The sequence below is a fragment of the Allobosea lupini genome (assembly GCF_900109525.1).
GTDB classification, from domain to species: domain Bacteria; phylum Pseudomonadota; class Alphaproteobacteria; order Rhizobiales; family Beijerinckiaceae; genus Allobosea; species Allobosea lupini.
In genome coordinates this window covers 183,087-203,005 of sequence record NZ_FOAN01000004.1, presented here as the reverse complement: position 1 = coordinate 203,005, position 19,919 = coordinate 183,087, and the positions used below count along the sequence as shown (strand labels likewise).

The window sequence follows — 19,919 nt, the reverse complement described above, 5'->3', positions numbered from 1 at the left end:
CGCGCACGAAAAACCTGCTTCTGATCGGCACCATCATTCCCGCCATCGTGTTGTCGCAGGGCAGTTTCGCCGCTCCATCGCTCCAGCTTGCGCAGGCGCAATCCGGCGATGACGACCGGCCGGACCAGCGCCGCCAGCGGCCGGGCGGCCAGGAGCGCCCGGCGCCGGGTGGCCAGGAACGTCCCGGCGCTCGCCCCGCTCCGGGCCAGCCACCTGCCGCCCGCCCCGCCGCCCCCGAGCGTCCGGCCGGAGCGCCCCCGAGCGCCCCGCGCCCACCGTCTGCGCCACAGGCCGCGCCTCCGGCCAACCGGGCCGAGCCCGAGCAGCCGCGCCGTCCGGCACCGCCCGCTGGCGCGGCGCCCGGCCAGATCGCGCCTTCTGCACCGCAAGGGGCGCCGCGTGCGCCTTCGACCGCGCCGAGCGAGCCGCAGCGTCCGGCCCCGGGGCAGATCGCGCCCCCGGCTTCGCCAGCCCGGCCGAGCGCGCCGCCGGCCCAGCCCAATGCATCGGGAGCACCCTCTGGTGACGGTCAGCGCCGCCCCGCGCCTTCCCAGACGGCTCCCGGCCAGCCGCCCGCGGCCGCTCCCTCGGCACCCGCTCGACCCGCGCCCGGACAGGCCGCTCCAGGCAGCAGCGGCCAGCCCTCCGCTGCACCGCCAGCCGGTCGGGCGCCCGGCGCGCTGTCGCAGCCGGGTACGGCCCCGGCCCAGCCGGCTCCTTCGCAGCAGCAACCCGGCTTGAGCCGTCAGCCTGGGCAGGCGCCGAGCCAGCCCGCACCCGGCCAGCCGGCGACCGCACCGAATGCCGGCCGTGCGCCAGGCGCGCTGTCACAACCCGGTACCGCTCCGTCGCAGCCGGCGCCGGCCCAGCCGCAGCAGCCCTCCGGCCTCAGCCGCCAGCCTGGCCAGACCGCACCCGGACAGGCTGCGCCCACGCAGCCTGCCCCAACCCAGCCCGCGCCCGGCCAAGGTGCTCTCGGCGCCGGTCAGCCTGCGACGGGCCAGCCTGCTCCCGCTCCAAACGCCGGCCGCGCGCCGGGCGCCCCGTCCCAGCCGGGCGTCGCGCCCGGACAGGTCCAGCCGCAGCCCGGTGCGCCGGGCCAGCCCGCGCCTGACCGGCAGGGCCGGCGCGGCGGCATCGGCCTTGGCGGCGCGGCCGCGATCGGTCTCGGCGCCGCCGCGATCGGCGGCATCATGGCGACGCAGGGCGCGAATCGGCTCGACGACATCCGCAGCCGGCGGCAGGAGACGCGCGAGGGCGACGTCACCATCATCCGCGAGCCCGGCCGCACCATCATCCGCGGCGACGACGATCGCGTCATCATCCGCCGCGACGAGACGCAGCGCTTCCGCGATCTCGGCCTCGACACCCGCAGCGAGCGACGCGGCGAGGAGACCGTTACGGTCTATGATCGCCCGGACGGCACGCAGATCGTCACGGTGACCGATGCCGAGGGCCGGCTGATCCGCCGCTCGCGGCGCGAGCGCGACGGCGGCGAATTCGTCATCATCGACAATGTCCGCCGCGACGGTCCGCAGGCCCGCTTCGCCGAGGAGGTCGTCGAGTTGCCGCCGCCGCCGCTGCGCATCCCGCGCGAGCGCTACATCGTCGATGCCGAGCGTGCCGACGAGCGGCTGATCTACGAGACGATCACCGCGCCGCCGGTCGCGCCGGTGCCGCGCCGCTATACGCTGGACGAGGTGCGCTACTCGCCCGACCTGCGCGCCCATATGCGCAGCGTCGACATCGATACGATCAACTTCGACTCCGGCTCCTGGACGGTCACACCAGACCAGGCCGGGCGCCTGCGGGTCATCGCCGACGCGGTACGCCAGGCGGTCGAGCGCGCGCCCAACGAGGTCTTCCTGGTCGAGGGCCATACCGACGCGGTCGGCTCCGATGTCGACAACCTCTCGCTGTCTGACCGGCGGGCGCAATCCGTCGCCGAGATACTGACGCGCGATTTCGGCATCCCGGCCGAGAACCTGACGACGCAGGGCTATGGCGAGCAGTACCTGAAGATCCAGACACAGGGTGATTCCCGCGAAAACCGGCGCGTGACGCTGCGCCGGATCACGCCGCTGCTCACTGGACAGAACCAGCAGTGACGCAGGCCGGGGCGGCTCTGGCCGCTCCGTCTTTTGTGATCGGCAACCCGGAACAATCCCCACGTCGCTCCTGTTCCTCCCGCAGGCGGGCTCGCCTCGCGCCTGCCTGACTGGAGGAATGCCATGCGCAAGAACTCATGGATTCTGCTCGGATTGCTCGCCATGGGGCTGCTGGCGGCGGAAGCCGCTGCCGCTCAGTCCGTTCCGTCGGAGACGCAGCGTCAGCGCGCACCCGGCGTGCCGATGTCGCCGAATGCGGGCGAGGTTCAGAAGCTCGAGCCGCGCTCCGATCGCGTCGAGGCGCGGCGCGAGCGGCAGCAGCTTGCACGCGATCGTTCCGGCCCGCCGGAACCGAACCGCGAGATTCCGATGCCGAAGCCGGTACCTTCGATCATTGCACCGACTCGTTAGAGCCCGCCGCTTCGGGTTTAGATTCGGGTAAGGCTCGCCGCCTATGGTCCGCGACGAGGAGCCATGCCCATGAGCGAGATGTCGGTCGCGATCGCCCAGAGCCTGATCAGCATGAAGTCGGCTGCGACGCAGCAGGCGCTGCAGCTGGAGATGGTCAAGCAGAACGCCGATTCCGACCAGGCGCTGGTCGCCATGTTGCAGCAGGCCTCCGAGCAGCAGCAGGCGATGCTCCCTGCCGGCCAGGGCGGCAATCTCGACATCACCGCCTGACTTTTTCGATCCCGCCAGCTGTGTTGTCTCCTGCGCATGGCAGCGCGGCGCTTGATCGTGCTCCTTTGCCGGTTGCGCCGAGGTCACGACGGTTCTAACCTCCGTCTCGTTCCGAGGGGTGCTCGACAAGAGCTGAGATGGCCTGACGGCCGAACCCATCGAACCTGATCCGGGTCATACCGGCGGAGGGACTGGAACGCGGCTGCGCCACAAGTGCATCCGCAGACAGCGACTGGACCGTCAGACGCCCCGGATCTCCTGAACCTGAGAGGGAGGAGATCCTAAAGATGAACGCCCACACCAAGCCGCAGAAGAACAGCGTCAAGGCCGCACCGCAGACGGTGACCACCGGCCCGATCATCGGCTCGCGCAAGATCTATGTTGCCGCGCCCGAGCATCCCGACATGCGCGTGCCCTTCCGCGAGGTCGTGCTGACCACCGACGCCGAGCCGCCGGTGCGCATCTACGACCCCTCAGGCCCCTATACCGAGACCGATGCGAAAATCGACCTCAACGCCGGCCTGGTGCAGCCGCGCCGCGACTGGCTCGATGCGCGCGGCTTCGAGACGGTGCCCGGCCGCGCCGTCACTGCCGCCGACAACGGCAACATCTCGGCCGAGCAGCTCGTTCCCGCCTGCCCGGCGCAGCGCCCGATCCTCAAGACCAGGTCCGGCCAGATGGCGACCCAGTACGAGTTCGCCAAAGCCGGCATCGTCACCCCAGAGATGATCTACGTTGCCCATCGCGAGAATCTCGGCCGCGCCGCCATGCTGGACGGTGCCCGCGAGCGCCATGCCGACGGCGAGAGCTTCGGCGCCTCGGTCCCGGAATTCGTCACGCCGGAATTCGTCCGCGACGAGATCGCCCGCGGCCGCGCCATCATCCCCGCCAACATCAACCACCCCGAACTGGAGCCGATGGCGATCGGCCGCAATTTCCTGGTCAAGATCAACGCCAATATCGGCAATTCGGCCGTGACCTCGGGCGCCGCCGAGGAGGTCGAGAAGCTGGTCTGGGCGATCCGCTGGGGCGCCGACACGGTCATGGATCTCTCCACGGGGCGCAACATCCACAACATCCGCTCTTGGATACTCAGAAACTCGCCGGTCCCGATCGGCACCGTGCCGATCTACCAGGCGCTGGAGAAGGTCGGCGGCGACCCGATCAAGCTCGACTGGGAGGTGTTCAAGGACACGCTGATCGAGCAGGCCGAGCAGGGCGTCGACTATTTCACCATCCATGCCGGCGTAAGGTTGCCCTATGTGCCGCTGACTGCCAGCCGCGTCACCGGCATCGTCTCGCGCGGCGGCTCGATCATGGCGCGCTGGTGCCTGGCGCATCACAAGGAGAGTTTCCTCTACGAGCGCTTCGACGAGATCTGCGAGATCATGCGGCGCTACGACGTCTCCTTCTCGCTCGGCGACGGCCTGCGCCCCGGCTCGATCGCCGACGCCAACGACCGCGCCCAGTTCGCCGAGCTGGAGACGCTGGGCGAGCTCACCAAGGTCGCCTGGAACAAGGGCTGCCAGGTGATGATCGAGGGCCCCGGCCATGTGCCGATGCACAAGATCAAGGAGAACATGGACAAGCAGTTGCGCGAATGCGGCGAAGCGCCGTTCTATACGCTCGGCCCGCTGACCACCGACATCGCGCCGGGCTACGACCACATCACGTCGGGCATCGGCGCGGCGATGATCGGCTGGTTCGGCTGCGCCATGCTCTGCTATGTCACGCCGAAGGAGCATCTCGGCCTGCCCGATCGCGACGACGTCAAGACCGGCGTCATCACCTATCGGATCGCCGCCCATGCCGCCGACCTCGCCAAGGGCCATCCGGCGGCCAAGCTCAGGGACGACGCACTCTCGCGCGCCCGCTTCGACTTCCGCTGGGAGGATCAGTTCAACCTGGCGCTGGATCCCGACACGGCCCGCGCCTTCCATGACGAGACGCTGCCGAAGGACGCCCACAAGGTCGCGCATTTCTGCTCGATGTGCGGCCCGAAATTCTGCTCGATGAAGATCACCCAGGATTTGCGCGCCGAGGTGCAGGCCATGGGCGACAATGAGCGGGCGGCGCTCGAAGCGATGGCCACTCAAGGAATGGCGGAAAAGTCGCAGGAGTTCCTGAAGCAGGGCGGCAATCTCTATCTGCCGGCGGCGGAGTAGAAACCATGCGCGTCGCTGTGATCGGGGCCGGCGTCGCCGGCCTCGTGACGGCGCTTGAGCTGGCCAAGCGGGGCATTGCGGTCGACGTGTTCGAACGCAGTGCAGCGCTCGGCGAGCAGGCCTGCTCCTGGGCAGCCGGCGGCATGCTGGCACCCTGGTGCGAGCGCGAGAGCGCCGAAGAGGCTGTCGTCACTTTGGGCCGGCAGGCGCTCGACTGGTGGCCGCGCCATTATGCCGGCACGCTCGCCCAAGGCACGCTCGTGCTCGCTCCGGCGCGCGATGCCGGCGAGCTGACCCGCTTTGCGGCGCGGACGAGCGGTTTCGCGCGGCTCGACGCCGAGGGCGTCGCTGCGCTGGAGCCCGATCTCGCCGGCCGCTTCCGGCAGGGCCTGTTCTTCGCGCAGGAGGCTCATCTCGATCCGCGCCGCGCGATGGCGGCTCTAGTCGAGGCGCTGCAGGCGGCCGGCGTGCCATTCCACTACGGCGTCGAGGCAGACGAGACGGAACTCGATGCCGACCGCATCATCGATTGCCGTGGCCTCACGGCACGCGACCGTCTGGGCGCATTGCGTGGGGTCCGCGGCGAGATGCTGGTGCTGCGCACCGACGAGATCAGGCTGAGCCGCCCGGTCCGGCTGCTGCATCCGCGCATTCCGCTCTATGTCGTGCCGCGCTCCGACGGGCATTTCATGATCGGCGCGACGATGATCGAGAGCGATGATCGCCGCCGCGTCAGCGCCCGCTCGGCGATCGAATTGCTCAGCGCCGCCTATGCGCTGCATCCGGCCTTCGGTGAGGCCGAGATCGTCGAATTGCGCGCCGATGTCCGCCCGGCCTTTCCCGACAACCTGCCGGGGATCGTCGAGGATGGCCGGACCTTACGCGTCAACGGCCTGTTCCGCCATGGCTTCCTGCTCTCGCCGGCTCTGGCCGGGCAGGTGGCCGATCGTCTTCTCGCATCAAGGGAGCTGCCCGATGCGCATCATCGTCAACGGCGACACGCGTGAGGTCGCCGCCTCCGTTCTGGCCGAGGCATTGGCCGAGTTGGGCTATGCCGACGCGGTCGTCGCCACCGCGGTGAACGAGTCTTTCGTGCCCACCGGTGCGCGGGCGCGGACGATTCTCTCGGACGGTGACCGGCTCGAGATCCTCGCGCCGATGCAGGGAGGCTGAGGCGATGGATTTCTACGGCTTCACCCCGCGCTCGCGCCTCTTTTTGGGCACGGCGCAATATCCTTCGCCGGCCGTGCTGCAAAAGTCTGTCGAAGCGGCCGGCGTCGACGTTGTCACGGTCTCGCTGCGCCGCGAGGCCGGCCGACTCGGCGGCGGCCAGGATTTCTGGGCATTGATCCGCAGCCTCGGCGTCAGGGTTCTGCCGAACACCGCCGGCTGCCACTCGGTGAAGGAAGCGGTGACGACGGCGCAGATGGCGCGCGAGGTTTTTGGTACGCCCTGGATCAAGCTGGAGGTGATCGGGGAGGCCGACACGCTCCAGCCGGATGTCTTCGGACTGGTCGAGGCGGCCCGCATCCTCTGCGCCGAGGGCTTCGAGGTCTTCCCCTATATGACCGAGGACCTCGTCGTGGCCGAGCGGCTGGTCGAGGCCGGCTGCCGGGTGCTGATGCCCTGGGGGGCGCCGATCGGCACCGGCAAGGGCCTGAATAATCCTTACGGCCTGAGGGCGCTGCGGGCGCATTTCCCCGATGTCCCGCTCGTCGTCGACGCCGGCATCGGCCTGCCCTCGCATGCGGCCGCGGCGATGGAACTCGGCTACGACGCGGTGCTGCTCAACACCGCCGTGGCCAAGGCCGGCGATCCCGCCGCGATGGCAGCCGCCTTCGCCCGCGCCGTCGAGGCCGGACGCCTCGCCTTCGAAGCCGGGCCGATGGAGCCGCGCGACATGGCTGCGCCATCCACGCCGGTGCTCGGCCGCGCCTTGCTCGGCTGACTGGGGAGGGAGTCATGACCGAACGCTATGCCCGCCAGATCGTCATGCCGGAGATCGGCCCCGAGGGGCAGGCGCGGCTGGCGCGCACGCGCATCCTCGTCGTCGGCGCAGGCGGCCTCGGCTGTCCCGTATCGTCCTATCTCGTCGGCGCCGGTATCGGCCGCTTGCTGCTGGCCGATCCCGACCGCGTCGAGGAGAGCAATCTGCACCGCCAGCCGCTCTACCGTATGGGCGACGTCGGACGGCCGAAGGTCGAGGCGGCGCGCGACGCGCTCGCCGCATACAATCCCGGCGTAGCGGTCGAAGCGCTGGCGCTCAGGCTCGCGCCCGACAACGTCACGGAACTGGTGGCGCGTGCCGATATCGTCGTCGACGCCGCCGACAGTTTCGCTGCGACCTATGTTCTGAGCGACGCCTGCTGCGAGGCCGGCAAGCCGCTGATCAGCGCTTCGATCGTCGGCACCGCCGGCTATGTCGGCGCCTTCTGCGGTGGCGGGCCGAGCTATCGCGCCGTCTTCCCGGAAATGCCGGCCCGCGCCGCCGATTGCGCCACGGCAGGCGTGCTCGGCCCGGCCGTCGCCACCCTCGGCCTGCTGCAGGCGCAGATGGCCTTGCTGCTGGCGCTTGGGCTGGAGCCGTCACCGCTCGGTCGCGTGATCAGCTTCGACGCACGCCGCCTGGGCTTCGGCGGCTTCTGCTTCGCCGGGGCGCCGGAGCCGCTTTCGGGTTCTTTTCCCTTCATCGCGCCCTCGCAGCTGTCGGCCGATGATATCGTGGTCGAGCTACGCGGTGTCGAGGAGGCACCGGTTGCGGCCGCTCCGGATGCGATCAGGCTGACGGTCGATGAGATAGACCGGCTGTCGCTGAATGACGCTGAGGGCCGGCGCGTTGTGCTCTGCTGTCGCAGTGGTATCAGGGCGGCGCGCGCGGCCGGTCGGCTCGCCGCGCGCGGCACCACCGACCTTGCCCTGATGGCGCTGGGCTAGATTCTGTCCATATCCCTTAGCGAGCCCGATGGAGACAAGATGACGAGCGACACCACCGAGATCGCGCTGGCGCGAACCCTGCAGCCGCAGGAGGTCGCCTCCGTTCTCACGCGCGTGGCGGAGATCCGCCCGCGCGTGCAGTGCCTGACCAACACGGTGGCGCAGAACCTCACCGCCAACATGCTGCTCGCCTTCGGCGCGATCCCCTCGATGGCGATCCATGTCGACGAGGTCGCGGCGATGGCGGAGGGCGCCGGCGCGATCCTGATCAATATCGGCACGATCAACGCGGAGAGCGAGCTCGCCATCCCCAAGCTGCTCGAAGTGGCGCGTGATCATGGGAAGCCTGTAGTCTTCGACCCGGTCTTCGTCGAGCTCTCGCCGCTTCGCCGGCACATCGCCGGGCAGGTGCTGCGCCTGCCCGACATCCTGGTGCGCGGCAACACCACCGAGATGGCGGCGCTCTCCGTCGATCTCGAGGCCGCAAAGGGCGTGACCCGCGTCACCACCGGCAAGGTCGACCGGATCGAGAACGAGTCGGCGAGCTTTTCCGTTGCGCATGGCCATCCGCTGATGACCAGGGTCACCGGCATCGGTTGCGCCGCCGGTGCGCTGATCGCAGCCTGCTGCGCGGTCGAGGCGAACAAGGCGGTCGCGGCGGCGGCGGCCTTGACCGCCTATGGCATTGCCGGCGAAATCGCCGCCGAGCGCTGCCGCGGCCCCGGCAGCTTCGAGGTCGAGCTGATCGACGCGGTCGCGGCGATGGACGCGGCGACATTGGCTGCGCGGATGGGAACCTGACGATGAGCGTCGATATCACCCTCTACGGCATCGTCGATCCGCAGATCGCCAAGGGCCGCTCCATGGCAGACATGGCGCGCGCGGCAGTCGAGGGCGGCGCGACGCTGATCCAGCTGCGCGCCAAGACCGAGACGACGCGCGAAATGGTGCGCGAGGCGCGCGCCATCCGCTCGGCCCTGCACGGCACCAATGTGCCGCTGCTGATCAACGACCGCGTCGACGTCGCGCTCGCGTCCGGCGCCGACGGCGTCCATCTCGGCGCCGACGACATGAAGCTGGTCGACGCTCGCCGCCTGCTCGGCCCGCGCGCGATCATCGGCGCAACGCTGAAGCATGAGAGCGAGCTGCCCGAGCTGGCCTCGGCGAAGATCGACTATGCTTGCATCGGCGGGGTCTTTGCGACCACGCACAAGGACAATGCCGGCGCGGCGCTCGGCGTCGACGGGCTCAAAGCCTTGCGCCAGGCGGCAGCGCGCGTGCTCGGCGCCCTGCCAGTCGGCGCCATCGCCGGCATCACCGCCGCAAATGCCGGCTCGGTGATCGCTGCGGGCGCCGATGGCGTCGCGGTGATCGGCGCGCTCTTCGCCGGCGACGACGTCCGCGAGGCGGCGCGCGACCTCCGGCTCGCGATCGAGACCGCCCTGTCGGAGCGGGGCGCCGCGAGCGCCTGATCTAGCCCACGATCTCCGCGAAGCGCTTCGGCAGGGCAAATCCGTGGCCGAGCGGGTCATCCGCCTCGATGACGAAGCTGCCTTCGCCGGAAAGATGGCCGCGGCCGCCGACCTCGACCGTGACCGCGCCCGCAGCCGGGAAGTCGACCGGGCCGATGACCTTGCCGATGAAGGTGCCGCCGGTGATGCTGCGGATTCGGCGGCCCTGGCCGGCGGGAATCAGCTCCTTGGCATGGTCCAGCGCCATCCGGGCCGTGACGCCGGATCCGGTGGGCGAGCGGTCGATCTGGCGCTCGGCGAAGACGCAGAGATTGAAGCTGTCCTCACCCGGCCCGGCCTGGTCGGTGACGATCGTGCCATAGAGGAAGCCGAGATCGGGCTCGGTCGGATGCGTGATCCTGCGGCTCGCCCGGACCTGGTCGGTCAGCGCGCCGGCGGCCGCGACGATCTTCTCCACCGGCGTCTGCATCAGGTCGAGCCCGAAACGCGAGGCCGGCAGGATGCAATAATAGGCGCCGCCATAGGCAATGTCGGTGACGACATCGCCATAGCCCGGCACGAGGACCACGAGGTCGCGGGCCTCGACGAAGGCCGGCACGCTCTCGAAGCTGACGTTACCGACTTTCCAATTACCTTGGCTGCCCTTGACCTCGCAGGCTAGGCGCACCAGCCCGCAGGGCGCCTCGATGGCGAAACGGGTGACCGGCTCGCTCGCCTTCACAAGTCCCTGTTCGATCGCATAGCGGCCGAGCGCGATGGTCGCGTGGCCGCACATGGTCGAATAGCCCTCGTTATGCGTGAACAGCACGCCGAAAGCCGCGTCCGGATGGCTCGCCGCGATCGGGATGACGCCATACATGCCGTCATGCCCGCGCGGCTCCAGCATCATCGCGCGGCGAAGATGGTCATGTTGCTCGCGCGCCTGCCGGCGCTTGTCGAGGATGCCGGCGCCGGTGAGCGCAGGGTAGCCACTGGTGACGATGCGCACCGGCTCGCCGCAGGTGTGGTAGTCGATATAGCTCAGGCGCGTCACAGCAGCCCGCGCTTCGCCAGGTTGCGCATCAGATGCGAGGTGCCGAAGCGCCAGGGCTCGCATTCGTCGGTGCGCCGCATGCGGTTGACGAGCGCGCCGAGCTCGGGCGCCGAGATCGTGACGACGTCGCCGTATTTGTGGGTGAAGCCGCCGCCCGGCGCATCGCGATCTTTGATCGGCGCGAACATGGTGCCGAGATAGAGCACCGCCCCGTCCGGATACTGGTGGTGCGGGCCGATCATCTGCGCGGCGAGATCGGCCGGGTCGCGGCTGATCCTGGCGATCGAGGACGAGCCTTCCAGCGTGAAGCCGTCCTCGCCCGCGACGGTCAGGCTCACCGTCGTCTTGCGGACATGGTCGAGCGAGAAATCGCCGTCGAAGAAGCGGATGAACGGGCCGATCGCGGCGGCGGCGTTGTTGTCCTTGGCCTTGCCGAGCAGCAGGGCCGAGCGGCCCTCGACATCGCGCAGGTTGACGTCGTTGCCGAGGCTGGCGCCGACGATGCGACCATCCGAGGCGACGACCAGCACGATCTCGGGCTCGGGATTGTTCCAGCTCGAGGCTGGGTGCAGGCCGGCGTCGGCGCCGGTGCCGACCGCAGACATCGGCGGCGCCTTGGTGAAGATCTCGGCATCCGGCCCGATGCCGACCTCGAGATACTGGCTCCAGCTGTTCTGGGCGATCAACACCTCCTTCAGCTTCATAGCCTCCGGGGAGCCGGGCTTGAGCTTTGAAAGGTCGTCGCCGATCAGCTTGCCGATCTCGGTGCGGATCGCGGCAGCCGCTGCGGGATTGCCGCGCGCCTTCTCTTCGATGACGCGCTCCAGCATCGAGACGGCGAAGGTGACGCCGGCCGCCTTGACCGCCTGCAGGTCGACCGGAGCGAGCAGCCAGGCCTTGCCGTCATCGCGGCTGGCGGCCGAGCTGTTGGCGAGGAGATCGGCGAGCGAGCCGAGGCTCTCGCCATCAGCGGCGCGCAGCGCTACTGCCGGATCGGCGGTCTCGCAGAGATCGCGCATGGTCGGGAAGGTGGCGGTGACGTCGACCACCTCGCTGCCCTGCAGCTTGACAACCGACGGCCCGGCAAGATCCGGGCGCCAGACACGCCCGGCCAGAGCGGCGCGGTCGGCATCGGCCGGCAGGGTGTTGGCGGGCGTGAGCGAGAGCGAGGGCATGGCTGATCCAGCTTGTGTGCAGTGTACAGGACGGGCTGCGAAGAACAGCCGCTTCCGCGGGAAATCGCAAGTGCGCGGATGCGCGTCCACAGCGAGGCGGAAATGTCATCGTTTTGTCATTGAACTGTCGCCCCGGCTTCATGCTAGCTTGCGCACCAACGACAAGAACGCCCGCGCGTATCGGGGGCTGAGAGGGAGCTGATCATGACCTTCAAATTCAAGACCCTGACCGCCGTTGGCGCATTCGCGCTGGCCGCCGCTTCGCCGGCTTTGGCGCAGACCGAAATCCAGTGGTGGCACGCCATGACCGGCGCCAACAACGACGTCGTCGTCAAGCTGGCCGAGGAGTTCAACGCCTCGCAGAAGGACTACAAGGTTGTCGTCGCCTACAAGGGTTCTTATCCCGACACCCTGAACGCCGGCATCGCCGCCTTCCGTGCCGGCAATGCCCCGCACATCATGCAGGTCTTCGAAGTCGGCACCGCGACGATGATGTCGGCCAAGGGCGCGATCAAGCCGGTCGCCGACGTGATGAAGGACGCCGGCGAGACGTTCGATCCCAAGAGCTATCTGCCGGCGATCACCGGCTACTATTCGACGACGAAGGGCGAGATGCTCTCCTTCCCGTTCAACTCGTCCTCGATGGTGATGTGGTACAACAAGGACGCGCTGAAGAAGGCCGGCCTGCCGGAAACGCCGCCGAAGACATGGCCGGAAGCGTTCGAAGCCGCCAGGAAGTTGAAGGCCGCCGGCTGGGACAAGTGCGGCATTTCCACGGCCTGGACGACCTGGGCCAATATCGAGCAGCTTGGCGCCTGGCACAACGTGCCTGTCGGTACCAAGGCCAACGGCTTCGACGGCTTCGACACCGAGTTCCGCATCAACAGCGACCTCTTCGTCAAGCATCTGACCAATCTCGCCAACCTGCAGAAGGAAGGCGTGTTCTCCTATTCCGGCCGTACCAACACCGGCGAGGGCCGCTTCACCTCGGGCGAATGCCCGCTCTTCCTGACCTCCTCGGCCTTCTTCGGCAACGTCAAGGCCAACGCCAAGTTCGACTGGTCGAACGCGCCGATGCCGTACTATCCGGATGTCGCCGGCGCGCCGCAGAATTCGATCATCGGCGGCGCTTCGCTCTGGGTCATGGGCGGCAAAAAGGCCGACGAGTACAAGGGCGTCGCCAAATTCTTCACCTTCCTCTCCGACGTCGACCGTCAGGTGAAGCTGCACACCGAGTCGGGCTATCTGCCGATCACCAAGGCGGCCTATGAGAAGGTCAAGGCATCGGGCTTCTACAAGCAGAACCCCTATCTCGAGACCCCGCTGCTCGAGCTCAACAACAAGGAGCCGACCGAGAACTCCCGCGGCGTCCGCTTCGGCGGCCTGGTCCAGATCCGCGACATCTGGTCGGAGGAGATCGAGGCGGCCCTGAACGGCCAGAAGACGCCGAAGGCGGCGCTCGACGCGGCCAATGAGCGTGGCAACCAGGCGCTGCGCCAGTTCGAGCGCACCGCCAAGTAAGACAAGACTGATCGAAGGCCGGGGCGCTTGTCCCGGCCTTCCTTGCCGCCGGGCTGGCCGATGCAGAAATACGCTCACTTCAAGGGGCTGACGATCCCGCTGCTGCTCCTCCTACCGCAGCTCGCGATCACGGTCGTCTTCTTCTACTGGCCGGCGAGCCAGGCGGTCTGGCAGAGCTTCCTGCTGCAGGATGCCTTCGGCATCTCGACCGAATTTGTCTGGTTCGAGAACTATCGCGACCTGTTCGCCAAGCCCGAATACTACAAGGCGCTGATCAACACCGGCATCTTCTCGGTCTTCGTCGCGCTGCTCTCGCTCTCGCTGGCGCTGCTCTTCGCGGTGATGGCTGATCGGGCCATCCGCGGCGCCGAGATCTACAAGACCCTGCTGATCTGGCCCTATGCCGTCGCGCCCGCCATTGCCGGCGTGCTCTGGATCTTCATGTTCGATCCCTCCCTCGGCATGCTCGCCCGCGGTCTGCAATCGCTGGGCGTCGCCTGGAATCCGCGCCTCAACGGCAATGACGCGATGACGCTGGTCATCCTCGCCGCGACCTGGAAGCAGATTTCCTACAACTTCCTGTTCTTCCTCGCCGGCCTGCAGTCGATCCCCAAAAGCGTGATCGAGGCGGCGGTGATCGACGGCGCCCGGCCGATGCGGCGCTTCTGGACCATCGTCTTCCCGCTGCTCTCGCCGACGACCTTCTTCCTGCTGGTCGTCAACCTCGTCTACGTCTTCTTCGACACCTTCGGCATCATCGACACGGTCAGCGGCGGCGGCCCCTCGGGCGCGACCGAGACGTTGGTCTACAAGGTCTATTCCGACGGCAAGGGCGGTACCAATCTCGGCGGCTCGGCGGCGCAATCGGTGATCCTGCTCGCCATGGTCATCGCCATGACCGCCTTCCAGTTCCGCTTCATCGAGCGGAAGGTGAACTACTGATGGCCTCGGTGCTCATCCTTCCGTCATGGTCGGGCTTGTCCCGACCATCCACGTCTTCCCTCGGTCAAGGCTGCGTCCAAGACGTGGATGCTCGCCACAAGGGCGAGCATGACGGCTGGACGAGCGGAGGCTCGCTCTGATGGCCTCGGTACTCTGGCAGGAGCTCACCGCCGAGGAATTGCGCGAGAAGGCGGCCAGGGATGCCGTCGTCGTGCTGCCGGTCGCCTCGATGGAGCAGCATGGCCCGCATCTGCCGGTCGGCGTCGACACCATCCTGTGCGGCGGCGTCTGCAAGCTCGCAGCCGAGCGGGCGGGAGATGTCGAGGTCGTCGTCGCACCGACCCTGTGGTGCGGCATGGCCGAGCATCACATGGCCTTCGGCGGCACCTTCACCTTCGACATCCCGACCTATCGCGCCGTCCTGCTCGCTCTGCTGAAGAGCCTGGAGCGCCACGGCTTCCACCGCGTCGTCATCGTCAACGGCCATGGCGGCAACATCGCCGCGCTCGGCGCCTTCCTGCCGGACTTTGCCCGCGAGACCTCGCTGTCGATCCGTGCCACCACGTATTTCCTGCTGGCGCAGGAGGCGATGGCGCCCGTCATGGACGATCAGGTCAGCGTGCTGCACGCCTGCGAGGTCGAGACCTCGATGATGATGGTGCTGGCGCCGGAGACAGTCAGGCAGGAACGGCTGCCGGATGCCTACGGCATGCTCGATGCCGACCTGACGGCGCTGACCCGCCCGACCGTCGGCCAGTACAAGCCCTTCCGCGAGATGACGGATACCGGTGTGATCGGCGATGCCCGCAGGGCCACTGCGGCAAAGGGGCAGGCCTTCCTCGACGCTTCGGCGGATGCGCTGGCGAAGCTCCTGAGTGACCGCGGAGGACATGGCTGATGGTCGAGGACCGCCGCCTGGGCGATGCGATCGCCTACATCATCCTGACGATCGGCGTGCTCATCTGCGCCTTTCCGGTCTGGCTGACCTTCGTTGCCTCGACCTGGGACAACGCCACCATCATCAACGGGCAGTTGCCGCTCTATCCGGGCCCGCATTTCTTCGAGAACTACTACCGCATCCTCTTCGTCGGCACCTCGGGCTCGACCCGCGAGCCGGTGGCGAGCATGATGTTCAACTCCTTCGTGATGGCGATGACGATCGCGCTGGGCAAGATCTTTATCTCGGTGCTCTCGGCCTACGCCATCGTCTATTACCGCTTCCCGTTCCGGATGGCGGCGTTCTGGATCATCTTCGTCACCCTGATGCTCCCGGTCGAGGTCCGCATCTTCCCGACCTTCAAGGTCGTCTCCGATCTCGGCATGCTCGACAGCTATCAGGGCCTGGCCGTGCCGCTGATCGCCTCGGCGACGGGCACATTGCTGTTCCGGCAGTTCTTCATGACCATCCCCGACGAGTTGCTCGAGGCCTCGAAGATCGACGGCGCCGGCCCGTTCAAGTTCTTCAAGGACACGGTGCTGCCGCTCTCGCTGACGACGATCGCGGCGCTGTTCGTCATCCAGTTCATCTATGGCTGGAACCAGTATCTCTGGCCGCTGCTGATCACGACCAAGGACTCGATGCAGACCATCGTGATCGGCATCCGCAAGATGATCACCACCTCCGACGCCCTGACCGAATGGCAGCTCGCCATGGCCACCGCCATGCTCGCCATGCTGCCCCCGGTCCTCGTCGTCATCGCCATGCAGAGGCTCTTCGTGAAGGGCCTCGTCGAGACAGAGAAGTAGCCCGCCAATGGCTCAGGTCACGCTCAACAACGTCAAGAAGATCTATGCCGGCGGCGTCGAGGCGGTGAAGGGCGTCTCCTTCGACATCCCCGATGGCGGCTTCTGCGTCCTGGTCGGTCCCTCCGGCTGCGGCAAGTCGACCTTGCTGCGCATGGTCGCCGGGCTGGAGACGATCTCGGCCGGCGAGGTCGCGATCGGCAGCCGCGTCGTCAACCAGATCGAGCCGGCCGACCGCGACATCGCCATGGTCTTCCAGAACTACGCGCTCTATCCGCATATGAGCGTCTACGACAACATGGCCTATGGCCTGCGCAATCGCGGCACGCCCAAGGACGAGATCGAGAAGCGCGTCGCCGAGGCCGCGCGCATCCTCGCCATCGAGCCCTTCCTGCAGCGCCGCCCGCGCCAGCTCTCCGGCGGCCAGCGCCAGCGCGTCGCCATGGGCCGCGCCATCGTGCGCAAGCCGCAGGTCTTCCTGTTCGACGAGCCGCTCTCCAATCTCGACGCCAAACTGCGCGTGCAGATGCGCGTCGAGATCAAGAAGCTGCAGCGCGCGCTCGGCGTCACCGCGATCTACGTCACCCACGACCAGGTCGAGGCGATGACGCTCTCCGACAAGCTGGTGGTGATGAATGGCGGCCAGGTCGAGCAGATCGGCGTGCCGGCCGAGGTCTATCGCAAGCCGGCGAGCCGTTTCGTCGCCACCTTCATCGGCTCGCCGCCGATGAACCTGCTGCCGGCCAAGGTCGACGGGCACGGCATCATCGCGCTCGGCGATGCCCTGCTGCAGGCGCGCGATCTGCGCGAGGACCTGGCCGTCGGCACGGCTGTCGAGGTCGGCTTGCGGCCCGAGGACATCGAGATCGCTTCGGAGGGGGCTGCCGGCTCGCTGCCCTTCGACGTCGAGTTCATCGAGGAGCTCGGCGCGACCCAGCTGTTCCATGGCCAGCTTGCGGGCAAGCCCTTCGTCATGCAGGCGGCGACCGGCGAGGTTACGGCGCAGCCCGGGCGGCTCTGGATCTCGGTCGATCCCGACAAGGTCCACGTCTTCGATGCCGAAAGCGGGGTTCGGCTGGGGAAGGTTTGAGCGCGGGAGCCGTAACGTAGAACCCCTCTCCCGGATGGGAGAGGGCAGGGGTGAGGGACCGCCGCTGATAACTGGGGTGCTACGGCGCCCCTGCGACGTCGATCGGTTAGGGCAGGCTCTCATCCATGCCCTTCTCCCACACGGGAGAAGGGTTCCCAGCGCCCCTTTTTGGCTGTCTTCGTGAGACGATTCAGCTCACCGGTGCGTATTTCACCACGCAGCCATAGGCCTTGGTCGCCGGCTCCGAGACCGCCTTGCCGGCCTTGAGCTCGGCCACCGCCTGGCGGACATAGCTCTTGGCGCCGTCGAGGCTGGAGGCGCTCGACGAGGGCTTGTCGTCGATCGCTCCGGCATAGGCGAGCGTCCCCTTGGGATCGATGATGTACATGTGCGGCGTCGTCTGGGCGCCATAGGCGCGGGCGAGCTGGCTCTTCGGGTCGAGCAGGATCGAGGCGGGGGCGGCGTCGCGCGTCTTCGTGAGTTCCTTGGCCTTGGCCGCGTCGACGTGACCCTGCTCGCCGGCGGGCGAGGAAATCACCGAGAGCCAGACGATGCCGTCCTTGGCCATGTCCTTCTGCAGCGTCTGCATCGTCGCGCTGTTGTAGTGCTTCCGGACATAGGGGCAGTCATGGTTGGTCCATTCGAGGATCACCGTCTTGCCGGCATAGTCCGACAGCTTCTGCAGCTTGCCGTCGACATCGACGACCGAGAAGTCGGGCGCCTTGGCACCGGGTTTCGCCGCGCTCTGGGCGAAGGCGGCGCCGGAGGCGAGCGTCAGTGCGGTGGCGGCGAGGCCGGCGAGGAAAAGCTGTCTGGTCACGTCTGTCATGTCTGTCTCCATTCTTCGGTGGCAGAGGGTTGGCGTGGGCAGTGCTCTGTTATCGTGCGGTGGCGGTCTTCACCTATTTGCCGGCGGCGCGCTGGGCGGCGCTGACCACGGTCTCGGGCGTCAGCAATTGCGGCAGCACCTCGGCCTGCGCGCCCTTCGTTCCCGGATAGAACAGATAGAGCGGCACGCCGGCGCGGCCGTACTCCGTCAGTGTCGCGGCGATCGTCGCGTCACGATTGGTCCAGTCGGCCTTGAGATAGGCGACGCCGAGCTTGGCGAAGGCGTCCTTCACCTCCTGCCGCGACAGAGCGACCCTGTCATTGGCGAGGCAGGTGATGCACCAGGCGGCGGTGAAGTTGACGAAGACCGGCTTGCCTTGCGCCTGCAGGTCCGCGACCCGCGCCGGCGACCAGACTCCGGGGCCATCGGTACCAGCCTGGACTGTCGGCTGGGCCGAAGGCGTCGCGCTTTCGATGACGAAGGCCGAGGTCGCGCCGACGAGCAGGACGGCCACCGCAGCCGCGACCGCGCGCAAGGCCCGGCCGCTGCCGCGGGTGACGCCGACCAGCCAGAGCGCGAAGCCGGCGACCAGGATCGCGACGAGCGCGGCGAGCGCGCCATCGGCACCGGCCTGCATGGTCGCGACCCAGGTGAGCCAGATCGCGGTGGCGAACATCGGGAAGGCGAAGGCCTGCTTCAGCACGATCATCCAGCGGCCCGGCTTGGGCAGCAGCCGCAGCAGCCCGGGCGCGAAAGAGAGGGCGACGACGGGCGCTGCGAAGCCGAGCGCCAGCGCCATGAAGATCGACAGCGCCGCGGCCGGCGGCTGCGTCAGCGCATAGCCCATCGCAGCGCCCATGAACGGGGCGGTGCAGGGCGTCGCGACGACGACGGCGAGCGCGCCGGTCATGAAGGCGCCGACCGGGCCGCTGCGGCTGGCGAGCCCGTCGCCGACACCCTGCAGCCTGCCGCCGATCTCGAAGGCGCCGATCAGGTTGAAGCCGATCAGCGTCATCAGCACGGCGAGCAGGATGACGAGCGGCGGCGATTGCAACTGGAAGCCCCAGCCGGCGCCGAGCGCGATCACCGCCGAGGCGAGCGCGAAGAAGGTCGCGAGCACGCCGGCAAGGAAGAGCAGGCCGTGCCGGCGGACCTCGCCGCGGCTCGCCTGCGCCACCTGGGCGAAGCCGAGCGCCTTGATGAACAGCACAGGCAAAACGCAGGGCATCAGGTTGAGGATCAGGCCGCCGGCGAAGGCGAAGGCCAGCGCCAGAAGGAGCGTCAGGTCCTCGGCCGGAGGCGGCGGCAGCACGACCTTCGCCGGCGCTTGCGCCGGCGCCGCCGCAGCCTGCAACAAGGCTGGCTCGACCTCGGCATTCAGCGCGAGAGCGCGCTTCACGCCGCTGTCGTCGAAGGTGACGACGCCATCGGTCGTCGGCGTGCCGATCTTGAAGGCGGTCGAGCGAGTGAGGGTAAGCGCGCCGTTGGCGAGCGGCTGCTCGGCCGCATGCTCGATCAGCGTGTCCAAGACCGGAAAGAAACGGACATCGCTGGCGCCTGCGGGCAGGCCGGGCAGGGTGAGTGCAAGCTTGTCTTCGCCCTGCGCCGTCAGCTTGGCGGGGAATCCAGCCGGTTTCGGCAGGGCGGCGCGGGCCTGATCGATCCGCGCTTCCGCCGCGGTGTCGACAATGCCGGCCGGCGCGATCGGCAAGTCGAGCGTGAAGGCGCCGTCTTCGGGAATGCAGATCTTCTCGCAGACCAGCCAGGTCGCCTTGGCCGAGAGCGTCAGCGTCTCGCCCGGCTTGGCGCTTGCCGGGACCGAGATCTCGACCGGCAACAGGACATGGTCCTCGAATCCGAAATTGACCAGCGGCTCGACCCGGATCGCCTTGGGCGCCGGCCACTGGATCGCGCCGGCGCTCACGCCTTCCGGCAGCGTCCATTCGATCCGCGTCGCCTCGCCGGAATCGCCGGGGTTCTGCCAGTAGCTGTGCCAGCCCGGCGCAAGTTTCTGGGTGAGGGCGACCTGGAAGCGTTCGCCGGGCGCGACGGCATCGCGGCTCGACAGCAGCGTCGCGGTGACGCGCGCCGAGGTCACGGGCGTTGATTCGGCGGCGATCACAGGCACAGGCGCGAGCAGAGCCAGCGCCATGGAGGCGCGCTGCAAAAGCCGGAAAGCGGTCCGGCGCGGGAGGCTCGTCGCGATCATCCCGATCAGATGCCCGC

General features: G+C 68.2%; 19 protein-coding genes and 1 riboswitch. Of the genes, 15 read left to right on the top strand and 4 right to left on the bottom strand.

Annotated features, from left to right (window positions below; all coding sequences use genetic code 11):
- Nucleotides 1–737: 737 nt before the first annotated feature.
- From BMZ21_RS30835 to thiE, 10 genes are all read left to right on the top strand, one after another.
- Complete coding sequence (locus BMZ21_RS30835; protein ID WP_244543838.1) at nt 738–2,108, top strand: OmpA family protein; 1,371 nt, start codon at nt 738–740, stop codon at nt 2,106–2,108.
- 162 nt (nt 2,109–2,270) lie between these two features.
- Nucleotides 2,271–2,519 (top strand): hypothetical protein, encoded by a 249-nt coding sequence (locus tag BMZ21_RS13620; RefSeq protein WP_143079707.1) that lies wholly within the window; start codon nt 2,271–2,273, stop codon nt 2,517–2,519.
- Between the two features lie 69 nt (nt 2,520–2,588).
- Nucleotides 2,589–2,789 carry a hypothetical protein gene (locus tag BMZ21_RS13615; RefSeq protein WP_091834996.1) on the top strand — a complete coding sequence of 67 codons (201 nt, stop codon included), beginning with the start codon at nt 2,589–2,591 and terminating at the stop codon, nt 2,787–2,789.
- Nucleotides 2,790–2,893: 104 nt separating this feature from the next.
- Nucleotides 2,894–2,998: riboswitch (TPP riboswitch) on the top strand.
- A gap of 78 nt (nt 2,999–3,076) precedes the next feature.
- Nucleotides 3,077–4,954, top strand: coding sequence for a phosphomethylpyrimidine synthase ThiC (thiC, locus tag BMZ21_RS13610; RefSeq protein WP_091834993.1), 1,878 nt, complete (start codon nt 3,077–3,079; stop codon nt 4,952–4,954).
- Nucleotides 4,955–4,959: 5 nt separating this feature from the next.
- Nucleotides 4,960–5,961: a glycine oxidase ThiO gene (gene thiO / locus BMZ21_RS13605; RefSeq protein ID WP_091834990.1), complete on the top strand. Its 1,002-nt coding sequence runs from the start codon at nt 4,960–4,962 to the stop codon at nt 5,959–5,961.
- Complete coding sequence (thiS, locus tag BMZ21_RS13600; protein WP_091834987.1) at nt 5,930–6,127, top strand: sulfur carrier protein ThiS; 198 nt, start codon at nt 5,930–5,932, stop codon at nt 6,125–6,127. Before thiO ends, thiS begins: the two co-directional genes overlap by 32 nt.
- 4 nt (nt 6,128–6,131) lie before the next feature.
- Nucleotides 6,132–6,902, top strand: a complete 771-nt coding sequence (locus BMZ21_RS13595) for a thiazole synthase (protein WP_091834984.1) — start codon at nt 6,132–6,134, stop codon at nt 6,900–6,902.
- Between the two features lie 14 nt (nt 6,903–6,916).
- Nucleotides 6,917–7,888 (top strand): HesA/MoeB/ThiF family protein, encoded by a 972-nt coding sequence (locus BMZ21_RS13590; RefSeq protein WP_091834980.1) that lies wholly within the window; start codon nt 6,917–6,919, stop codon nt 7,886–7,888.
- A 39-nt stretch (nt 7,889–7,927) separates the two neighbouring features.
- Nucleotides 7,928–8,689 (top strand): hydroxyethylthiazole kinase, encoded by a 762-nt coding sequence (locus BMZ21_RS13585; RefSeq protein WP_091834977.1) that lies wholly within the window; start codon nt 7,928–7,930, stop codon nt 8,687–8,689.
- Between the two features lie 2 nt (nt 8,690–8,691).
- Nucleotides 8,692–9,360, top strand: a complete 669-nt coding sequence (gene thiE, locus BMZ21_RS13580; protein ID WP_091834974.1) for a thiamine phosphate synthase — start codon at nt 8,692–8,694, stop codon at nt 9,358–9,360.
- A gap of 1 nt (nt 9,361) precedes the next feature.
- Here the strand turns inward: thiE and BMZ21_RS13575 are convergent, their stop codons facing one another.
- Both BMZ21_RS13575 and BMZ21_RS13570 read right to left on the bottom strand, forming a co-directional pair.
- Nucleotides 9,362–10,393 (bottom strand): proline racemase family protein, encoded by a 1,032-nt coding sequence (locus BMZ21_RS13575; protein WP_244543837.1) that lies wholly within the window; start codon nt 10,391–10,393, stop codon nt 9,362–9,364.
- On the bottom strand, nt 10,390–11,568 hold the full coding sequence (locus BMZ21_RS13570) for a fumarylacetoacetate hydrolase family protein (RefSeq protein WP_091834971.1): 1,179 nt from the start codon (nt 11,566–11,568) through the stop codon (nt 10,390–10,392). Before BMZ21_RS13570 ends, BMZ21_RS13575 begins: the two co-directional genes overlap by 4 nt.
- A 204-nt stretch (nt 11,569–11,772) precedes the next feature.
- Between BMZ21_RS13570 and ugpB the strand changes: the two genes are divergently transcribed.
- The 5 genes from ugpB (at nt 11,773) to BMZ21_RS13545 (ending at nt 16,864) form a co-directional block, all read left to right on the top strand.
- Nucleotides 11,773–13,089, top strand: a complete 1,317-nt coding sequence (gene ugpB / locus BMZ21_RS13565; RefSeq protein WP_091834968.1) for a sn-glycerol-3-phosphate ABC transporter substrate-binding protein UgpB — start codon at nt 11,773–11,775, stop codon at nt 13,087–13,089.
- A gap of 60 nt (nt 13,090–13,149) precedes the next feature.
- The gene (ugpA, locus tag BMZ21_RS13560) at nt 13,150–14,031 is read left to right on the top strand and encodes a sn-glycerol-3-phosphate ABC transporter permease UgpA (RefSeq protein WP_091836031.1); all 882 of its coding nucleotides are present in this window, start codon (nt 13,150–13,152) and stop codon (nt 14,029–14,031) included.
- 139 nt (nt 14,032–14,170) lie between these two features.
- Nucleotides 14,171–14,929, top strand: coding sequence for a creatininase family protein (locus BMZ21_RS13555; protein WP_091834965.1), 759 nt, complete (start codon nt 14,171–14,173; stop codon nt 14,927–14,929).
- Nucleotides 14,929–15,777, top strand: a complete 849-nt coding sequence (gene ugpE, locus BMZ21_RS13550; protein ID WP_091834963.1) for a sn-glycerol-3-phosphate ABC transporter permease UgpE — start codon at nt 14,929–14,931, stop codon at nt 15,775–15,777. Before BMZ21_RS13555 ends, ugpE begins: the two co-directional genes overlap by 1 nt.
- 7 nt (nt 15,778–15,784) lie before the next feature.
- A complete protein-coding gene (locus tag BMZ21_RS13545; RefSeq protein ID WP_091834960.1) occupies nt 15,785–16,864 on the top strand; it encodes a sn-glycerol-3-phosphate import ATP-binding protein UgpC in 1,080 nt (359 codons plus the stop codon).
- A gap of 190 nt (nt 16,865–17,054) precedes the next feature.
- On the opposite strand, the gene BMZ21_RS13540 is transcribed toward BMZ21_RS13545, so the two are convergent.
- Together BMZ21_RS13540 and BMZ21_RS13535 are read right to left on the bottom strand one after the other, a co-directional pair.
- The gene (locus BMZ21_RS13540; RefSeq protein ID WP_091834957.1) at nt 17,055–17,693 is read right to left on the bottom strand and encodes a redoxin domain-containing protein; all 639 of its coding nucleotides are present in this window, start codon (nt 17,691–17,693) and stop codon (nt 17,055–17,057) included.
- Between the two features lie 73 nt (nt 17,694–17,766).
- The gene (locus BMZ21_RS13535; RefSeq protein ID WP_091836026.1) at nt 17,767–19,845 is read right to left on the bottom strand and encodes a protein-disulfide reductase DsbD family protein; all 2,079 of its coding nucleotides are present in this window, start codon (nt 19,843–19,845) and stop codon (nt 17,767–17,769) included.
- Nucleotides 19,846–19,919 lie beyond the last annotated feature (74 nt).